We start from the raw sequence: 19,746 nt of genomic DNA, 5'->3' as shown, positions 1-19,746 counted from the left end.
CGTCAGTATTCTGGACCAGAATTTGAGCACGTTCCGTTCCTGTTTGATCAATCCGAGGGGGAGTTAAAACCCAGCACCAGTACATCGGGGGAAGGTAGATCATCCCGACTATCAGCCCTCCGCGGCAGTCGCCAGAAGCGCGGAGAGACGCTGACTCAGGCAGCGCCCCTCAGGTCGGACCTCGGGTCTCGACCCGAGGGTCCAACCTGACCCCTTATAGCAGGCTCATCCTGGAGTTGACAGTATCACGCGCAATACTCCCATGCACATAGGCCCCGGCGAGGTGGATCGCAACCAGACCGAGCAACACCCAACCCACCACCATGTGGTAATGGAAGAACTGCTCACTCAACGCCTTGTTCTCGCTGACCAGTTGAGGTAAGGACCAGTCAAAGAACGCCACTGGGTATCCGCCGGCGATCGTACCGATCAGCCCAAGGATCGGCATGGCGATCAACGCCAGGATCATCAGCCAGTGAATCAGCTTGCTCGGCAAACGCAGCAACATCGCCAACGGCGGGTCGTAGGGCGGAACCCCCCCGCGCTTGCGCATGAAAAAAACAAGCAAAGCCAGCACCAGGACAACCAACCCGAAACTCTTATGGTACGTATAGAGCATACTGGTGGTTTCCGCCCCGAGCTTGGCTTGAAGCCCTTGGAAACCGAAAAAATAGAAGATCATGCCAACGCCAAGCAAGCCGAGCCCAAACAGGGCGATAGCCGCATGCACTAAGCGTCGAAAATAGCCGTAACGATTCGTCTGCATAAAAACCTCCGAAAGCGTTTGGTGAACAGGCCAGCAACACCGACCCTTGCTAAGGCTAGCACGAATCGCTGTTAGTATGCAGCCCCTATCGCTGGGAAATTGCGATTGAAGAGTGGTTATCGAACTTGCCTCGCAGCACTTTCCAAGTGCGGCTTCCGAGTCGATCAAGGCAGATCAATAACAGGTTCACCGAACTTTCCGCTAGTACTATTTATGTAAATAATAGGTTATTTTGCATTCTCAGTGATCGTGGTTCACCATAAGGCGACCGGTGAATGCAATCCTGTTCGCGCGACCGCATTCAGAGTCTGCACGGCGACTCGTGGACTGACGAGGCCTGGAAAGATCGACAGCGGAAAATAGAGGGTTGGATACGACGACCCCTTCCCTGCAACGATGAGAACAGTCCCCGACCCATCGGTCAGCCTGAGCCAGTCAACCAGGGCCTGTGGCAGCGACCCCGGCCAAACTGGTGAGGCCGCTGCCGACCGATAGGAACGCAATTCGATCCCAGCATCACCCTCATCCGATCACACTTTCGATTTAGCCCAGTTTGATGCCAGGGTCTGTTGGGAACAACCGGCGCTAGCGACTGTGCCTACCTTGAACGCTGAGGAAGCAAGAACGGCTGAGACAGCCCACGACCAGGGACTACAACCACCGCCGAGTCACCACCATCACGGTTGCTAACTGCCCGATGCCAAGTTCCGCTTATAAACGATCCAGGTGGCCAGGAGCGCCAGCGGAATGGTTACCAGATAAATCGAGAACTGGTCAAGGTACCCCAGTCCCACTGCAATCACGGCGAGAATGCCGCCCAGCAGCATGAAGGTCCAGTCGAAATGAACCCCGGCCAAGTAACAACTCAAGGCGAGAACCAACAGAGAATAATCTGCTGCAGGGCCCCGATCGGATACGCCGGCAGACTCGAACAGGAGAATGATATTGATCGCGATCAGTACGCCGACCCAGTGCAGGACTTGGGCGCCGATCATGCTCCACAGTGATTGCGCTTGATCTCGTGCGCGGAGGTAAGTTCGGGTGATGCTGATCGCCGCATAAATCAACACGAGGGCGAGCCAGTAGTACCGACCACCGGTCTCCACGGCTTGCGACACCGCCGCGCCGAGGATCGCAAGCGCCAGCATGAAAACGAAGATCCAGAAGTCTGTTCGCGTGAGGGAAAAATTTCGCGCAACTGTCTTGCCATTCGACATGAATTTATCTCCCGACAGGGTTGATCAGTTATTGTGCGACCATGGGAAATCATGGTGCCTTGCTTAACCGGACGGTGGGCGCGCAGATTTTCGCGAACGACCAGGATAACAATCCACACACGCGCTACCGATCTCGCCGGTTGCAGCGCGATTGTATGCGCACCTTGGGGGGGCATGGGAATAGAAATCGTACGCGAGGTCGATCCCGTCAAGGTCTCCAGATCAAGCCCCATTTTTCAGGCGAGTAAGATTTGGTTTCCGGTACATTGCCAGGTGGCAATAACTTTGTTGAATCTTTCATGGCTAAAGATGCCAAGAACCTCACGGTAGAGCGGATCGCAGGCAGAACAGACCCGCCGGCATGGGCGGACTTGAACACATCGGCACGGAACGGAAGCCCGGTTACCCATAAAAGGAGGCAGCGCAAGACATCGTCGTGGATCACCGGACACTGTCGCGTTACGGATCAGAAAAATCTGGCAATTAAGCGATTTTATTTAACATATTCATAGTGTTATGTGAAAATTGTCAGTTGACAATTGCATCCAAAGAGACGCCTATCCTCATCTGCCTGGCGCGTAGTGTCGCTCCACCAACTCCTTCAGCGCATCCAATACTTCTTCCTTGCTAGCCCCGGATCGTTCGTCAATCTGAACCAACAATCCCCCTCGTCCATGGCGACGCGCCACGACCAAAATCTTTCCGGTATCCTTCGCCGCTACCGTCGCCAGTGTTGCGGTACTCCTCGCCACCTTCGGCTCCATAGCAACCTGGGTGAGCACACGAAACACTTCCTGGGCACCTGATTTTTCAGCTAGCCCCGCAAACTCCCTCGCCTTCTCCAGTACCACTGCACGCGTCTTGCCGACCAGCAACGGCTTGATCACCCGCGCCTGGTTGACCGTAACCTCCCGAACATCGCGCACTGCCTCCAGAATAACCGGGTCCAACCTCGCCAGATCCAAATAGCGACTCAGCCAGCCCTCAGAGCGTTCAAGGTTCATCGCCATCTGCTTCTGGCTCCCTTCATAATAGAGATCCAGCGCCTGAAGGTAGTCTACTGCCCGCTCATAATCACTCAGATCCTCCCGATGTCGATTCTCTACGTCTGAGAGACGGAACGCCTCCAGATCGTTCAGTTCACGCTCTTCAACCAAAAACTCGTACTTCAGAAATCGGGCTGTCCAGTGCCGTCGTGCCCCAGAGATCACCTCATAATCGAACGGCGTACCGTCCGTCACCCGTCGTACAATTGCAGGAAACTCTTGTCCCCCTTGTTGCCTGAAGCCCTCAATGAGATCCGCACAAGACTCGGGCGAAAGAAGATCGTAACGACGATTGTGCCGCGTCCAGATTCGGCACCGATTCGGATCGACTCGCCGCACCACCCGCGTCACCTTCTTGCCGGACGATACCTCCCAAATCGCTCCCTCGCGTCCCGCAAGTATTCCTATCGAAGACCCGGACTGTTGAGCCCGCAACGGCGGAACCTGCTCCGGGACCTGAACGTCTCCCCCGTCGACGTCTGTTCCTTTCGCCAACGCCTTGAACATCTCACCTGTTGACCCTTTCGCTACCATCATTGCCTCCCCCACCAGAAAATTACATTAGACCCTGCGCCCGTAACGCCTTATGGTGACTTGGCCAAGTCGCTCGAATCAGACTCAGAATCTCGGCGTTTACCAAATCGAACAACATCGTTGCCCGGATCAGCGTCTTCCGATTCGCGGACGTCTTATCGAGTTCATAGACTGTCCTCATCATGACGCCCGCGTTGTCAACCGCCGCTGAGTCGTGCATTCGCGCCTTCATCAGGTAGGTCCCGAAACTCGCCTGGAGATGATCGGCCAACTGAATGTGCACAGGCTTCCCCTCGTTCACGCGCGTCATCAGCACTTTGACGAATTTCGAACGGAAAATCCCTACCCGCTGCTCAATCACGTCCAAGGTCTCGTTGAGCATCTGGATAAAAGATACCGTGCTGTAAAAATCCAGCAAACCAAGAGACATCGGGATGATCAGCGCATTGCTGGCGTAGAGCGCGTTCAAGCTGATCATGCCAAGCGAGGGGGGAGGATCGATCACTACCACATCGAAACCCGCCGCGATGGTATCGATTCCCTCTTTAAGCCGATCAAGCTTCGCAGTGCCTGAGGCCAGGGTGTACTCGGACCGATAGAGATGAAGATTGGACGGCACCAAGTAGACCCCGTCAAAATAGGTTGCTCTCACCGAGTAGACCAAGTCGTCACGATCCCCCTCAAGAAACGGCAGAAGTGTTTCGTCCGGACTGAGGTCAGCCTCCGGGACATAGCCGAAGATCGCCGTGGCCGACGCCTGCGGGTCGCAATCAACCAACAAGACCCTGAGACCTTGTCGCGCAAGATACTGTGTCAGGTGTACCGCGGTCGTGGTCTTACCGGACCCACCCTTGAAAGACTGGCATCCAATAACCACCGGCTCCTCGTCAGTTGCCCGCTTCAGCCGGGTACCCAAAACATCACGTGCATCATTAATCTGCGCAAGCGTATAGCCAACCCGTTTCCCGTTCGGTCCGATTTCCGGAGTAGCCAGCCGACCGTCGGCCTCTGCATCCCGGATCGTCTGGTCACTCCGACCGATCAGTTCCGCTGCTTCGCGCATCGCGTAAAGGCGGGTGTCGCGTTTCACATGATCGGGAGCCAGATTGTAGTCTTTGAGCTGCTCTCGCACGCCTTGAATCCGGTTCAGCAAATCCTCGATCGATCGCTTCGCACGCATGCCTTTTTTCTCTGTTAACAGATTTGGCCTAATTAGAACATTTTCCTCTATTTTGGCCAATCCAGGCTTGACGAAACCATTTGTTAATGTCTATCTTATACACTGAAATTTCGAGATTTTTTGTTTATCATGCTTGACGAGCCATCAGACGGCGCGCCCGTGGATCTAAAGCGGACTCTGGAGCGTCTCGAGCGCCAGGTGCGCGAACGTGCCGCCAAGCAAGCCCCTCCCTCATCGGCGGACGCCGTTGTCCCACCTGCACCGAAGAGTCACCGGTCACGTCGACCCGGTAACGGTGCGCCGGCACAAAAAATCATCGCCCAGGCTAACGCCCGCTTGGAGCACTTTCTGCGTGAGCGCGGCGTGGAGCAATTCGAACTCTTCCCATCGGCTGAATATCCAACACCCCTGACGCGTCTTCCGCTCTTTCCGCCCGTGCAGCGCAGCACAGCCAGGGAGTTAGCCGCGGCAAGCGACTGGATTGCCCTTGAGTCTCGGTGGGACGGCGGCGGCGTATTCAAAGCCGGTCCAGCGCTGACTGTTTACGACGAGGACACACTGTTTGGCTTGATGAACATGCGGCAGCAGGGCATGAGCGGACCGGCCGACCGTCTGCCGATCCCAGCTCCGCCAACCGTGACCATGAGCGGGCTTGCACCGGGCAATCAGGTACGAGTTCACGCCTTGTATTGCCTGGTGTCTCAGCTCGAGTCAGTCATTCAGGGCTACACTCCCCGGAAGGGATGGGGCGGCCGGGCCATCTCCAAGCGCCGTGAAAGTATGGAGAACCTGGCAGCGATCACGCTGAAATTCCAGAAACCCAAGGGCGCCGACGCCCTGCACGGCAAACCCATCCAACTGATCTTCATCGAGTACATCGCAACCGCTGAGGATGCCTGCTATTACGTGCAGTTTCATCCGTTGGTATCGCAATGGCTGGAGGAGTACCGGACCTTCCTGGACTTCGACATCCGTCGGCAGTTGTCGCCTCTCGGCAAAGCGATGCACCGGTCACTCGCGAGTCAACGCAGCAACCAGACCTTCTCGATCCCGCTTCCGGAGTTCTTTGCCAGCATCGGCGCTTTCGGTGAGTTACGTGACCGCAAACGCGAGGCGATACCGCAACTCCAGAAGCTCAAAGACCTTCAGTTTCTCAACGCTTTCGCCATCTCCGGAACCGGCCGCAAGACGCCCTGGATACTTGAAGTCACGTTTTTTTCCGAAGATGACGATTCCGGCACCGGTTCAGTTCGACTCTAGATTTAACCTTTTTTATCAATTATTTACTGACGCGCTCACGTATTTCTTTCTCATGTCGGCATCACGTATCCTATTGTTTTCACTAAGATTGTACAGAGACTCCCTCGGGGAAAACGAGCGAAGACGCACCGCAAGCCTATGATAAAAAGCAAAACTGACAAGGAGTTGAACTGAACCAGTGCCACGATTCTCGCCGCCGGACAGCACCGTCTCGTTTCCCACGGAACCCTTTGGCATCGCCAACAAAGCACCGTCTACTTTCCCACGAAACTATCGTCCGTCGTCTGAGCGACTCACTCTTACGCACGGTGACTTGCACACGGTGGCTTCCACACGGCCTGGCGGATCTGCCGGGTGGCCTTGCGCCACTCACTGACGCCCGAACGTCACTCCATTGTAGAGACAAAGACTACTTATTTTTCAAATTTTTACGTGACTTGCTAACCCGTTCATTGGTCCCGCCAGCCCGTCCCTTTTCCCACTAAAGCCACTGACGACAGACCGAACCCACACCCCTGATCTCACCGGCCTTAAGCTCCGTCCGTTTTCCCACGAATTACACGCGTATCCGCCAGAGATACCCCTCAAACTGCTTGCTTTGTCTTTCCCTTAAGCCGTCCTTTTTCCCACGGAGCAACACAACGCGCAGGCGTAGACTCACCCGACAGCCTCGCGTTCATTAGATCAACCAAGCAAGGTGTCCACGATTCGAGAAAAGCCTTGTCTGTTTCCTTACAATAGAATTGATAAATTCTAAAAACAGTGGCTTCGTTGTTTCGAGCCTCGAACCAGCCGCACGATCCATTCACCAGCGCCGTTCAGATGCCGTCGCGATTCAACCTTCGCAGGACCTCATGACCCGGTCCCGCACCGCGGCGTCCAAACATCCAACGCCGTCATCCGCCCAACGACCTCCGCCCTTTTTCCCACGGAGCAATCGCTGTGGGACCAGTCACTTATCCACAGCACCACCGTCCACTTTCCCCCGAACCACCGTCCTTTTTCCCCGTAAACGCCGTCCTCTTTCCCACGGAATGCCGTCCTCTTTCCCACGGAATGCCGTCCTCTTTCCCACGGAAGAATCAAAAATTTTTCTATAACCAACTGTTAAGATTGAGTTTTTTTTCTTCAGGTAACGCTCTAGTATTTCTTTAGTATTTATTTAGTATTCTTCTAGTACCGCGGCAGTGGCCGCAAAATCTCTTTTTTTAATGAATCGGGGACCCCCCAAGACAAAATCGGACGCCCGGTAGCCGACACCTTTTGAGTCACGGATTTTGAATTTTTCTGACCTTGCATGCCCCCCATGACTCCAAGTGTCTCTGCAGCCCGATTCTCGGAAAATTGCGCGCAGCCTTCCGATCTGCCGGACGGATACGGTTGAGCCAATGCTGAATCGCGATTCTGATACACCCGGTTGGTTGCCGCCGATCTCGACATAGCGGGCGTTGGTCAAAACAACGCCGATCGCCAGGTCGGTCTCGCACCAGCAAGGGCAACCGCTAGTCGCTATCCTGGCCCCACAGGTGGAGGGCGTTGCGTAGCCCCACACGCTCCAGCGTCCGGCGGGTGGCGCCATTGTTGCGCATCCGCTCGATCATGTGGTCGATGTGGCGTTCGGCATTGATCCAATCGTCGAGCGCACCGCTGCCGGGAAATCCGCGCTGCTCCGCCAGGTAGTAAGCGGCCACGGCGATCATCGCGTGGCGCTCTTCCGTACTCACGTCCAAGGGGCCATCGGCTCGGTCAGATTGCATCGATAGAGTCCTCTTTCGAAAAAAGGGCGCACGACGCGTGCCCTTGTGTAATTATCCAGGATCGACGGCCGGTCATTTTATCGATTGCGGAGCTGCCCGGCCCGCGGAATCCTCACACGGGAGTCGAGCCGAGCGGGCGGGCGCGGTACCATGGACAGCCTGCCGCGGCCGACTGGTGCCGCACCTTCCGGCATCCATGAGGACTCCCCCAATGCCTGATCAAAAAATGACTTTTGTTGCACGGCTGATCGTCGCCGCCAAGTGGACCGGCCGGGTCATCCGGCGCATCGCCATTGCCCTCCTGGTCTTCGGTCGTGCACTGTGGGACGCAGAGTATGCCCGCGCATTCAACCGTGGGGCCAAGCTGCCGCGCCAGACGACGGTCCCGGCGGCGACCTTGGATCATGCACTTCCCGATGCGGCATTGCTGTTGCTTGGATTGCTCCAGAAAGAGGGTCGCCTGATCGATTTTCTACAACAGAATGTCGGTGATTTTTCGGACCAACAAGTTGGTGCGGCGACCCGCGTCGTGCACCAGGGCTGCCGCAAGGTGCTCGATGAGTATATGACGATTGTCCCAGTGCGCGCCGAGGCCGAGGGTGCGCGGGTGCTGCTGGAGCCGGGCTTCGACCCGACCGCGGTGCGGCTGACCGGCCAGGTGGTTGGTCAGCCGCCCTTCAGCGGTACCTTGGTCCACCGCGGCTGGCGCATGGCCGAGCTACGTCTGCCCCAAGTCGCGAGCGGGCACGACCTGACCATCTTGGCAGCGGCGGAGGTTGAACTGTGAGTGCCGGCCGTTATTCCATTGGCATCGACCTGGGGACAACCCATTGTGCCCTGGCCTACATCGACTCGCAGGAGAGTCATGAGGACCATTTGGTCGAGGCCGTCTTACCTGTGCCTCAACTCACCGCCCCCGGCTCGGTGATGCCCAAGCCGCTGCTGCCTTCATTTCTTTATTTACCTCATCCGGACGAGTTCAGGCCGACCGATCTGACGTTACCCTGGACCAGCGATCCGAGCCGGATTGGCGGCGAACTGGCGCGTGCCCAGGGTGCCACGACGCCGATCAGGCTGGTCTCCAGCGCCAAGAGTTGGCTTTGCCATCCGGATCTGGATCGCCGCGCCGCGATCCTCCCTGACGGTGCTCCGGACGAGGTACCCAAGGTCTCACCCTTTCAGGCCAGTGTTCACTATCTGGCACACCTGCGTGAAGCCTGGAACCTCAACCACCCCCAGGATCCCCTGGAAGTCCAGGAAGTCACGGTCACGGTTCCCGCGTCTTTCGACCCGGCGGCCCGTGAATTGACCGCCGAAGCGGCGCGGGCTGTCGGTATCGCCAATCTGGTCCTGCTGGAGGAGCCTCAGGCGGCGCTCTACAGTTGGGTCAACGACAGCCACGGTAATTGGCGCGGCCAGGTCAGGGTCGGGGACATCATCCTGGTGGTCGATGTCGGTGGCGGTACCACCGACCTGTCGTTGATCGCGGTCACCGAGAATCAGGGTGCCCTGGAACTGACCCGTATCGCGGTCGGCGACCACATCCTGCTGGGCGGCGACAACATGGATCTGACGCTGGCCCACCTGGTGCGTACCAAACTCCAGGCCGATGGGGTGGAATTGGACCGCTGGCAGTTCCAGGCTCTGACCCACGGGTGTCGTCAGGCCAAGGAAGCATTGCTTGGCGACCCGGATCTTGGTGCCGTCCCGGTCGTGGTGCCAAGTCGTGGTGCGCGTCTGATCGGCGGTACCGTTCGCACCGAACTGACCCGGGACGACGTGGCCAGGACCCTGGTCGAGGGTTTCTTTCCGGATGTGCCGGCAACCAGTCGACCGACAACACGTGCGCGCAGTGCCCTGACTCAGGTCGGCCTGCCCTATGCCCAGGATCCCGCGGTGACCCGTCACCTGGCCGCTTTCCTGGCCCGTCAGGCTGGCGCGACCCTGGATCTGGCCGGCTTTGCGGCGCCGGTCATCGGGGCCAGCTTTCTGCATCCGACGGCCATCCTGTTCAACGGCGGCGTCCTCAAGCCGAACCTGCTGCAGGATCGGGTCCTGAGAATCATCAACGCCTGGCTGGAGGCGGAGGGGGCCCCGCCGGCCCGTCTCTTGAGCGCGCGCGACCTCGACCTGGCGGTGGCCCGCGGTGCCGCTTTCTATGCCCACGCCCGCCACCACGGCGGGGTACGCATCCGCGGCGGCACTTCGCATGCCTATTACGTCGGGGTCGAGGCGGCCGCACCGGCCATCCCCGGCCTGGAGCCCGAGATCCATGCCCTGTGCCTGGTCCCCTTTGGTCTGGAAGAAGGCTCAGCGCCGGTGAGCCCGCACCAGGAATTCGGCCTGGTGGTGGGCGAGCCGGTGCGGTTCCGATTCTTCGGTTCCAATGTGCGCCGCGACGATCAGGTCGGCGACCTGTTCCAGGATTGGCCGGTGGACGAATTGCTGGAAATGGAAGAGATCCAAACCGAACTGCCCGCCGAAGGCCGCAATGCCGGCGATGTGGTCCCGGTGCGGCTCCAGGCCGCGGTCAGCGAGGTCGGCACCCTGGAACTGACCGCAATTCCGACCGCCGGGGGTGATGAGCGTTGGAAGGTCGCATTCAACACGCGCGGTAACGCGGGATGACGAATCCCGCCTGGGGGACGGTCTGCGGATCGTCTCCTTTATCGGTTCGGAGTCTGTTCATGATGTCCATGCGGCGCTCGCTGGCGCTCATTGTGGTTGTCTCACTGACGATGGTTGGCTGCGATAAGCCGACCGGTTCGGCACCAGGACCCGGCGGCAGTCCAGGTGCGGCACCACCTACGCCGGAGGTGTCGGTCCTGGTGGCCAAGGCCGAAACCGTACCGATCACCCGCGATCTGGTCGGTCGGCTGGCCGCGACCCGTACGGCTCAGGTGCGGGCGCGGGTCGCTGGCATCGTGCTTGAACGGGTCTATACGGAAGGGACGGACGTGCAGCGGGGTCAGGTCCTGTTCCGCATCGATCCGGCTCGTCTGGAGGCCCGGTTGCGCGCCGAAGAGGCCGCGCTGGCCAGAGCCGAGGCGGATGCCGCCAATGCGGCGCTGACGGCCAAACGCTACATGGACCTGCGGGAGCGCAAGACGCTCTCCCAGCAGGATCTCGACACCGCCCAGGCGGCTGAGCGCACCACCGCCGCAGCGGTCAAGCAGGCGCGGGCCAACGTGGAGATGGCTCGCCTGGACCTGGGTTATGCCACGGTCACCGCGCCCATTGCCGGCCGAGCCGGGCGCGCGCTGGTGACTGAGGGTGCGTTGGTGGGGGAGGGCGAGGTAACCCCCCTGACCATGGTGGAGCACATCGATCCGATCTATGTCAATTTCGGTCTGTCGATGCAGCAGGTCATCGAGTTGCAGCAGGCTGTTACGCCCGCGGGCATGGCGGGTCCTCGGTCGGCGTCCAAGTTCCAGGTGCAGGTCCTGTCGCCGGACGGCACGCCTGCGGGTTCGCCCGGGTCACTCGATTTCTCCGATCTGGCGGTAGACCCGAACACTGGAGCGCTGTCCCTGCGGGCGACGCTTCCGAACCCGGACAAGGCGCTGTTGCCCGGAATGTTCGTCAACCTGCGCCTGACTGCCGGCGCCTTGGAGAACGCCTTCGTCCTGCCCCAGGCCGCCTTGGCGCGCGATCTGCGGGGAGCCTATGTCATGGTGGTCGATGCAGAAAATACCGTGCAGCAGCGCCGGGTGGACACCCACGGTATGACCCGTACCGACTGGATACTGACCGGCGACTTGAAGGACGGCGATCAGGTGATCGTTGCCGGGCTGCAAAAGGTCAAGCCGAACGCGCTGGCCAAGGTGGCGCCGATGACTGGACCTGCGGCCGGGCCGGGCGCGCCGGCGGCGGGTCCCAAAGGGTAGCGCAGTGCCACGTTTCTTTATCGACCGTCCGATCTTCGCCTGGGTCATTGCGATCCTGATCACCCTGAGCGGCACCGTCGCCATCTTCAAGCTGCCGGTCTCGGCCTATCCGCCGATTGCGCCGCCCCAGATCAGTATTACCGCCAATTATCCGGGGGCGAGTGCGGAGGTCGTCGAGAAGACGGTCACCTCGGTCATCGAGCAGCAGTTGACCGGGGTGGATAACCTGCTCTATTTCGATTCGACCTCGCGTTCGGTGGGTGCGGCCACGATCACGCTCACCTTTCAGACTGGTACCGACCCCGATATTGCCCAGGTCCAGGTGCAGAATCGTCTCAGCGTGGCCGAGCCGCGTCTGCCGCGGGACGTGGTGCAGAACGGCATCGTGGTGGCCAAATCCAATGCTGATTTCTTGATGGTGGTGGCGCTCAAGTCCAGCGACCCCGCGATCGACAGCAATGCGCTCGACAACCTGATCTCCGCTCAGGTCCTGGACCCGATCCGCCGTCTGCCCGGGGTCGGCGGGGCCACGCAGTTCGGCGCCGGCTATGCCATGCGCATCTGGTTGGACCCTGACCGGCTGCGCGGTCATGGTCTGAGTGCCGCAGCGGTGCTGGACGCGGTACGCGCCCAGAACATCCAGGTCGCCGCCGGTGCCATCGGTGCCGAGCCGGCCTTGCCGGGGCAAGGCTTCACGGCCTCGGTGAGCGCGTCCAGCCGTTTCACCAGTGTCGAGGAGTTTGGCGACATCATCCTGCGAGCCGACGCCGACGGCAGTCACCTGCGTCTTGCCGAGGTCGCGCGCATTGTGCTGGGTGCCGAGTCCTTTGGCCGTCGGGTGCGCCTGGGTGAGGACGCGGTCGCGGGCTTCGCCATCCAACTCGCCCCGGAAGCCAATGCACTGGATGTCGCCGCGGCCATCCGGGTCAAGATGGACGAACTGATCGGCTATCTGCCGGCTGGAGTCAGTTGGATCACGCCTTATGACAGTACCCAGTTCGTGCGGATCTCGATCCAGGAAGTGGTCAAGACCCTGTTGGAGGCGGTGGTCCTGGTCTTTCTGGTCATCCTGCTGTTCCTGCAAAATCTGCGGGCCACGCTGATCCCGACTCTGGTCGTACCGGTCGCCATCACCGGGGCCTTCGCCGGGATGTACCTGGCCGGCTTCTCGATCAACGTGCTGAGCCTGTTTGGTCTGGTGCTGGCGATCGGTCTGGTGGTGGATGACGCCATCGTCGTGGTGGAGAACGTCGAACGGCTGATGAGCGAGGAGGGACTTTCACCCAAGGAGGCGGCACGCAAGGCCATGGATCAGATCACCGGTGCGGTCATCGCCATGACCCTGGTGCTGGCGGCGGTCTTCATTCCCATGGCGCTGGTGGGCGGCAGCGTGGGGGTCATCTACCGTCAGTTCGCACTCACCATTGCTATCTCCATGGGCATCTCGGCGCTCATGGCCCTGAGCTTCACCCCAGCCCTGTGTGCCACCCTGCTGCGGCCGGTGCATACCCCGAACTGGTTCCTGCGCGGCTTCAACCGCGGCTATGGCTGGGTGGCGGGCGCCTATCTGCGGCGGGTCGGCCAAGCCATCCGTCACACTCCGCGCTGGATCGTCGCCTTCATCGCGCTGGTGGTTCTCGCCGGGTATCTCTACGCGCGGCTACCGACCAGCTTCCTGCCGGAAGAAGACCAGGGCTATGCTTTCGCCATCATCCAGTTGCCGCCGGGGGCCACGATGCAGCGTACCGGCGCGGTGCTCACCGAGATGGAGTCGATTCTCAAGCGGAACCCGGCGGTGGACCGGGTGCTCATGGTGGCCGGATTCAGCTTCGTCGGGCAGGGCGAGAACGTCGGCCTGGGCTTCATCCGACTCAAGGACTGGAGTCTGCGCACGCGGCCGTCCGAACAGATCAAAGCCTTCATTCCGGCCGCCAATGCGGCCTTGCAGGCGGTCAAAGAGGCACGTATTTTCGTCGTCAATATGCCAACCGTGCGCGGACTCGGACGCTTCGGCGGCTTTGACTTTCGTCTGGAGGATCGCGCCGGTCTGGGCCATGCGCAGTTGATGCAGGCGCGCAATGTCTTGCTTGGGGCCGCCGCCAAAGACCCGGTGCTCACTGGCGTGCGTCCCAATCAACTGGAAGACGGTCCGCAGGTGCAGTTCACCGTGGACCGGATTCAGGCGCAGGCCATGGGGTTGCCCCTGGCGGACATCTATGGTGCGATCCAGCTCATGCTGGCGCCGGTCTACGCCAATGATTTCAACTACCAGGGGCGGGTGCTCAAGGTCCTGCTCCAAGCCGATGCCGCTTTTCGCGGTCGCCCGGAGGATCTGGGCCGCTACTACATTCCCAGCACGCGGGGAGGGGCCGACGCCATGGTGCCCTTGACCAGCGTCGTCACTGCCGGCTGGACCACGGCCCCGCCGGCGATCGACCACTACAACGGTTTCGAGGCGATCCAGATCAACGGCAGTCCAGCACCCGGTCACTCATCCGGTCAGGCGATGATGGCCATGCAAGGGATCGTCCAACGCGACTTGCCCCAGGGCATCGGTTATGAGTGGTCCGGCTCATCCTTGCAGGAGCTGATCTCCGGTCAGCAGGCACCGATCCTCTTTGCACTGTCGTTGCTGGTGGTGTTCCTGGCCCTGGCCGCGCTCTACGAGAGCTGGTCGGTGCCGGCGGCGGTGATGCTGGTGGTGCCTCTGGGTGTCTTGGGAGCCTTGAGTTTCACCTGGTTGCGAGGCTTGGAGAACGACGTTTATTTCAAAGTCGGGCTCATCGCCGTCATCGGTCTCTCGGCCAAGAACGCCATTCTCATCATCGAGTTTGCCAACACCGCGCGCCAGGCGGGCAAGAGCGTTCTGGATGCAACGCTGGAGGCGTGTCGGCTGCGTCTGCGGCCCATCCTCATGACCTCCATCGCCTTCATTCTGGGTGTCACCCCGCTCGTCATCTCCAGCGGCGCCGGCGCCAACAGCCGCCATGCCATCGGTACCGGCGTCATGGGGGGGATGGTCGGCGCCACCGTGCTGGGGGTCCTGTTCGTGCCGGTTTTCTACGTGGTCGTACGACGGTTGTTGGGGGACCGGCTGGAAGGGCCAACAGCGCGGGCGGCGAGCGACAGCAAGTGATCGTCGGTGACGCGCTCGAGCGGGAGATCAGACGCGCTTGATCCGCGGTGGGAAAACCTGAGATTGGCTAAACTGAGAAAGACTGTCCTGTATTCCAGACCAAGAGGGGGAGACCAGTATGTCGAACAGACGGACCGTGGGGATCATTGGTACCGGGCAGGTCGGGATGGCGGCGGCCTATGCCCTGTTTCAGCAGCGCATTGCCGACGAGTTGGTCTTGGTGGATCTGGACCGGCGGCGCGCGGAAGGGGAGGCCATGGACCTGATGCATGCGCAGGGTTATGTCGGGCGCCAGCGGGTACGGGCCGGGGATTACGCGGATCTGGCGGAGGCGCAGATCATCGTCATCACGGCCGGCGTGGGTCAGAAGCCCGGCGAAGATCGCCTCTCACTGCTGAACCGCAACGCCGTTGTGTTTCGCGCCATCGCGGAGCAACTGGACCGGCATGCACCGGATGCCATCTTGCTGATCGCGAGCAACCCGGTGGACGTGCTGACCTTTACGATGCAGCACCTGAGTACCCGGCCGGACCAGCGGGTCATCGGGACCGGCACCATGCTCGATACCACCCGGACCCGCTCACTGCTTGCCGAGTATTACAACGTGGACCCGCGTTCGGTCCATGCCGTCATCCTGGGTGAACACGGCGACTCTGAGGTTGCGGCCTGGAGCCAGGCGAACATCGGCGGCACCCCCATCGTCGGTCACCGGATCTGCGGCAAGTCCTACGATCCGGCGGTGCTGGACCATATCCTCACCCAGGTGAAGCGCGCCGCCTACGCGATCATCGAGCGTAAGGGCTACACCAACTGGGCCATCGGGCTCGTCATTGCCCATCTGGTGCGCACCATCCAGTCGGACCAGGGCAGCGTCCTGCCGGTGAGCGTGCGGCTGCACGGCGAGTACGGGATTCATGACGTGTGCCTCAGCATTCCAGTTGCGATCGGCGGCGGCGGGGCCGGGGAGCGTCTGCCGATCCCGTTGAACGCGCTGGAACTTGCAGACCTGCACGCCTCCGCGGGGACCCTCAAGCAAAGCCTTGCAGAGATTGGACTCGGCGCCGGGCCGCTGCCCGGATAATCGCAATGGGGATAATCCGGCCGCCGTCGCGGAAGATTGCATCACCCTCCCGACTGGCCGCGTCGCAGTAGTGGCTCGATCAAGTCCAGCGGCAGCGGGAAGATGATGGTCGATGACTTATCACCGGCGATCTCGGTCAGGGTCTCCAGGTAGCGTAACTGGATCGCCTGCGGCTGCTCGCCCAGGATACGTGCCGCCTCCGCCAGTTTCTCGGCGGCCTGCTGCTCGCCCTCGGCGTGAATCACTTTCGCCCGGCGGGCGCGCTCGGCCTCCGCCTGACGGGCAATGGCGCGAACCATCGACTCGTCCAGGTCCACGTGTTTGATCTCCACGTTGGCAACCTTGATTCCCCAGGCGTCGGTTTGGGCATCGAGAATCTCACGAATATCATGGTTGAGTCGTTCGCGCTCGGCGAGCATCTCATCCAACTCGTGCTGGCCCAGCACCGAGCGTAGCGTGGTTTGGGCCAGTTGGCTGGTCGCGTTGCGGACATCCTCCACTTGAATAATGGATTTCTCCGGGTCGATCACCCGGAAATAGACCACCGCATTGACCTTGACCGAAACGTTGTCACGCGAGATGACATCCTGGCTTGGCACATCCATGACCTGTACCCGCAGGTCGACCTTCACCATCTTCTGAATGCCGGGGAACAGGAGAAACCAACCAGGCCCCTTGACCCCGGTGAAGCGGCCCAGCGTGAAGACGACCCCGCGTTCGTATTCACGCAGAATCTTGAGTGCGGCCTTCAGTAAGCCGAGGAGCAGCGCACCGAGGATAATGAAGGTGATGGTATGGACGCCGAGTGACATGGCGATTACTCCTCGGATTGCGACAGGGGCTCGACCAACAGGATGAGGCCGTCGCGTGCGCACACGCGGATCGGCCGGCCATGCGCAATCGGCTCCAGACTCCGGGCGCTCCAGATCTCTCCGTGCACCCGAACACTGCCCGCGCCCGGAAAACCGGAGACGGCGGTCCCCAGGGCATCGTGCAGTTCCTCCGCGCCGCTCGCGACCGGGCGGCGCTGGGCCTTGATCGCCAGGCCGACAACGAAAAACAGGAGGAGGGCGCTTACGGCCGCGAAGCCGATGATCAGCGCGACGGAAATCCCGGCGCCCGTGGTCTCGGTATCGATCAGCGTCAGTGAGCCGAGGATGAACACCGCGGCCCCGCTGAGGCCCAGAGCCCCGAGGCTGGGTGCGAAGGCCTCAGCGAGCATCAAGCCCAGCCCGATGACGAGCAGAGCGAGTCCCGCCCAGTTGACCGAGAGTAACTGAAAAGAGTACAGGGCCAACACCAGGCACAGGGCACCCAGGATGCCGGGCAACAGTGTCCCTGGATTGACGAGTTCGTAGACCAGGCCGTAAAAGCCGATCAACAGCAGGACAAAAGCAAGATTGGGATCGCTGAGAAGACGCAAGGGTCCGGCCTGCCAGCCCCGCTGGTGCTCGACGACCCTGAGTCCCGCGGTATCAGGCACCTGGACCTCGGGGTGAACACTCGGCTCAGTCGTTTGAGCCAAGGGGCTCTCCACGGATGCCATGGGGGCCGGTCGCCTGCTTGTGTCATTGAGGTCGACGAGCAGCGTCTCACCGGCCGTCGCGCCGCCCCACTGGGGGACGAGCAAGGCGATGACCAGGATCAGGAGCCATGAGTGGATCGGCATTCGGGTCATCTCGGGTCTCCGAGTCTCGGATACCTTTAAGCTTAGACCCAAAAACGCCGCACTGTTGCAGTCCCTTCCTGACCGCGAATGCGGGTTATTTCGCATTCAGCAGTGAACACTCCACACTGAAGCTGGAGTCTTCCCCGTCCCCGCCGAAGCGATGCACGATCGTCCATCCGGCGTAGTGCCAGTCACGCTGACCTTCATGCACCTTGGGTTTACCCACATTGGCACCGAGCCACACCACAAGCCGCGTCACGGTGGGATTTTGCTCCTTGGTGTAGGCATCAATCGTGAGGTTGATCAAATTTCCTTTGCCGTCGAAATCAAAGACGAAGGACACGGGTGCCTGATCCGGCACCAGCACCTTGTCGTACTGGATCCGCTCTGTGGTATCCACCGACGGCTCATCTGCAAAGAGGGTGCTAAGTTGCTTCTTGACCGAGTCCCAGGAGAGTCCGGTCTTGAGCGCGAATATCTTCCCCTGGATCACAATAGGGATCGACGCGTTTGGTGATTCAGCAGCGAGCGAAGGACTCAGGCCGATGACCCATCCAGCGAGAATCGTCAGCATCAAGACAAGGGCGTGCCAGGCCCTGAAGCCCTGGCCCATGGATCTGTCGCTCATGGCGTGCCCTCAATCACCGCATATTCAGTCACAATGATAAGCCTGATTTTGTAGGTCATCTAGATTGCATCGCTGCCATTGTGTTCACTGATGGTAGCACGCAGCGCAGTCACCCGTGATAGCGCGTTGCGAGCCGCCCGCTGGGCCTATAAATAGCCGGCCAGGATTCCGCCGAGGTCGACTTTGGCCCGCAATCGGCGGCAAAGCATGAAAGTGCCCATGAATTTGCGGTGCAAAAAGAGCGTGGCCGGATCGGGTAGTTGATTGAATGTGTCGGCGAGGAACAATGCCCGCCCGCGGTCGAAGACCCGCTCGAAAAGATCGGAACTACCGAAGTCGTATGGACCTTGATGACGTAGCGGTTCCCCGGACATCAGCATCAGCCCCAACAAGGCGTCGGCTTGATCCGGCGCGGCGTCGGCGGCCAGATAACCCAGCGCCTGAGCACCCCGATGCAGTGTTGCCCGATCCCCGTCGATCGCAGCCCGCGCCATGGTCCGGTAATGGTCGGTCAGGCTCGGCGCGACCGGCTGCACGGCGCCGAAGTCGAGCAGCACGATGCGGCCGGTTTGCGGGTTGTAGAGATAGTTGCCGAAGTTGGGATCGGTCTGCACCAGGCCGAACTCGAACAACTCCTGCATCATCAGTCGGGCGAGGAGGGTGGCGGCCCGGTCCCGTTCGGCGTGGCGGTACGCACGCTCGGCCAGCCGGTCTACCGGGATGCCGTCGGCAAAGTCCATGGCCAGCACGCGCGTCGTCGACAGGTCCCGATGGACGCGCGGCACCAGGAAGTCCGGGTCGTCGCCCACCAGGGCCGCATAGGCCTCCATTGAATCCGCTTCCGCCCCGTAATCGGCCTCCCGATGCAGTTGGCGGCGCGCTTCATCGATCATGGCCACGGGGTCCATTCCCTTTGGAATCACGCCGAAGGTTCGGCCCAGGAACGCCAGGTTATCGATATCACTGTCGATGCTCTCACGGATTCCAGGAAACTGAACCTTCAGAGCCAGATGCCGGCCGTCACGGGTCTCCGCCCGGTGAACCTGGCCGATGGAGGCCGCCGCCACCGGCGTAAAGTCGAAGCGGCGAAACTGCTTATCCCACTGGGGCCCGAGCTCCTGGGTCATGACCTGGTGGATCTGACCCAACGGCATGGGTGCGGCGCGGTCGCGCAGGGTTGCCATGATCTGTGCCGCTTCCGGAGTGAACACATCGGAGCCGTCCATGGACATCAACTGACCCATTTTCATGACCGCCCCGCGCATTTTGGCCAGGCGGTCGGTGAAACGGCGGGTGTGTTCCGGGGAGAGGCGGATGCGGTTGGTCGTCGCCCCCCGGTTCATCGCCATCTCCAGCAGACCGCGCATCCCGATACCCGCGGCCAGATCACCGGTGGCACGGCCCAGGTGCCATAGCCGGTTCAGGCGGTTGCTGGGGACGGCGAGCCCCTGCGGGCGATTGGTCTGATCCATGTTGTCGAGCCTTTGAAGAATAACGGAGCAAGATTGCCCAAGCATTGTCCGTAATATTGTAACAAAAAGCATCGGCTGCAACCCCGGCGATCCGGTCCGCTTGGTGCCCGCCC

General features: G+C 60.7%; 15 protein-coding genes. 6 read left to right on the top strand and 9 right to left on the bottom strand.

The genetic code is table 11. The features are described from left to right. Positions 1–214: 214 nt before the first annotated feature. The 4 genes from A39O_RS0122960 to A39O_RS0122945 all read right to left on the bottom strand — a co-directional run bounded on the left by A39O_RS0122960 (position 215) and on the right by A39O_RS0122945 (position 4,743). Positions 215–766 (bottom strand): cytochrome b, encoded by a 552-nt coding sequence (locus tag A39O_RS0122960; protein WP_020507014.1) that lies wholly within the window; start codon positions 764–766, stop codon positions 215–217. A gap of 686 nt (positions 767–1,452) precedes the next feature. Then, positions 1,453–1,983: a hypothetical protein gene (locus A39O_RS0122955; protein ID WP_020507013.1), complete on the bottom strand. Its 531-nt coding sequence runs from the start codon at positions 1,981–1,983 to the stop codon at positions 1,453–1,455. Between the two features lie 563 nt (positions 1,984–2,546). After that, positions 2,547–3,536, bottom strand: a complete 990-nt coding sequence (locus A39O_RS0122950) for a ParB/RepB/Spo0J family partition protein (RefSeq protein WP_157640354.1) — start codon at positions 3,534–3,536, stop codon at positions 2,547–2,549. A 49-nt stretch (positions 3,537–3,585) separates the two neighbouring features. Then, on the bottom strand, positions 3,586–4,743 hold the full coding sequence (locus A39O_RS0122945) for an AAA family ATPase (protein ID WP_020507011.1): 1,158 nt from the start codon (positions 4,741–4,743) through the stop codon (positions 3,586–3,588). A 336-nt stretch (positions 4,744–5,079) separates the two neighbouring features. On the opposite strand from A39O_RS0122945, the gene A39O_RS0122940 reads away from it, so the two are divergent. Further along, on the top strand, positions 5,080–6,003 hold the full coding sequence (locus A39O_RS0122940; RefSeq protein ID WP_020507010.1) for a hypothetical protein: 924 nt from the start codon (positions 5,080–5,082) through the stop codon (positions 6,001–6,003). A gap of 1,502 nt (positions 6,004–7,505) precedes the next feature. On the opposite strand, the gene A39O_RS34745 is transcribed toward A39O_RS0122940, so the two are convergent. Further along, positions 7,506–7,760, bottom strand: coding sequence for a DUF2934 domain-containing protein (locus tag A39O_RS34745; RefSeq protein ID WP_040528543.1), 255 nt, complete (start codon positions 7,758–7,760; stop codon positions 7,506–7,508). Positions 7,761–7,971: 211 nt separating this feature from the next. Here A39O_RS34745 and A39O_RS0122930 point away from each other — a divergent pair, with 211 nt between their 5' ends. The 5 genes from A39O_RS0122930 to A39O_RS0122910 all read left to right on the top strand — a co-directional run bounded on the left by A39O_RS0122930 (position 7,972) and on the right by A39O_RS0122910 (position 15,864). Then, entirely contained in the window at positions 7,972–8,547 is a 576-nt protein-coding gene (locus A39O_RS0122930) for a DUF2760 domain-containing protein (protein ID WP_157640353.1), read from the top strand. Then, positions 8,544–10,388, top strand: coding sequence for an Hsp70 family protein (locus tag A39O_RS0122925; protein ID WP_020507007.1), 1,845 nt, complete (start codon positions 8,544–8,546; stop codon positions 10,386–10,388). Before A39O_RS0122930 ends, A39O_RS0122925 begins: the two co-directional genes overlap by 4 nt. A gap of 62 nt (positions 10,389–10,450) precedes the next feature. Then, positions 10,451–11,647: an efflux RND transporter periplasmic adaptor subunit gene (locus A39O_RS0122920; RefSeq protein ID WP_245561963.1), complete on the top strand. Its 1,197-nt coding sequence runs from the start codon at positions 10,451–10,453 to the stop codon at positions 11,645–11,647. Positions 11,648–11,651: 4 nt separating this feature from the next. Then, on the top strand, positions 11,652–14,783 hold the full coding sequence (locus A39O_RS0122915; protein WP_020507005.1) for a multidrug efflux RND transporter permease subunit: 3,132 nt from the start codon (positions 11,652–11,654) through the stop codon (positions 14,781–14,783). 118 nt (positions 14,784–14,901) lie between these two features. Then, complete coding sequence (locus A39O_RS0122910) at positions 14,902–15,864, top strand: L-lactate dehydrogenase (protein ID WP_026199668.1); 963 nt, start codon at positions 14,902–14,904, stop codon at positions 15,862–15,864. Positions 15,865–15,905: 41 nt separating this feature from the next. Here the strand turns inward: A39O_RS0122910 and A39O_RS0122905 are convergent, their stop codons facing one another. The 4 genes from A39O_RS0122905 to A39O_RS0122890 form a co-directional block, all read right to left on the bottom strand. Further along, a complete protein-coding gene (locus A39O_RS0122905) occupies positions 15,906–16,676 on the bottom strand; it encodes a slipin family protein (RefSeq protein ID WP_020507003.1) in 771 nt (256 codons plus the stop codon). Positions 16,677–16,681: 5 nt separating this feature from the next. Continuing rightward, positions 16,682–17,542, bottom strand: a complete 861-nt coding sequence (locus A39O_RS34740) for an NfeD family protein (RefSeq protein ID WP_211211689.1) — start codon at positions 17,540–17,542, stop codon at positions 16,682–16,684. 85 nt (positions 17,543–17,627) lie between these two features. After that, positions 17,628–18,161 carry a hypothetical protein gene (locus tag A39O_RS34735; RefSeq protein ID WP_157640352.1) on the bottom strand — a complete coding sequence of 178 codons (534 nt, stop codon included), beginning with the start codon at positions 18,159–18,161 and terminating at the stop codon, positions 17,628–17,630. 146 nt (positions 18,162–18,307) lie between these two features. Beyond that, complete coding sequence (locus tag A39O_RS0122890) at positions 18,308–19,633, bottom strand: ABC1 kinase family protein (protein WP_020507000.1); 1,326 nt, start codon at positions 19,631–19,633, stop codon at positions 18,308–18,310. Positions 19,634–19,746 lie beyond the last annotated feature (113 nt).

This window comes from Lamprocystis purpurea DSM 4197, from assembly GCF_000379525.1.
GTDB classification, from domain to species: domain Bacteria; phylum Pseudomonadota; class Gammaproteobacteria; order Chromatiales; family Chromatiaceae; genus Thiodictyon; species Thiodictyon purpureum.
This window is presented reverse-complemented; position numbering and strand designations above follow the sequence as displayed.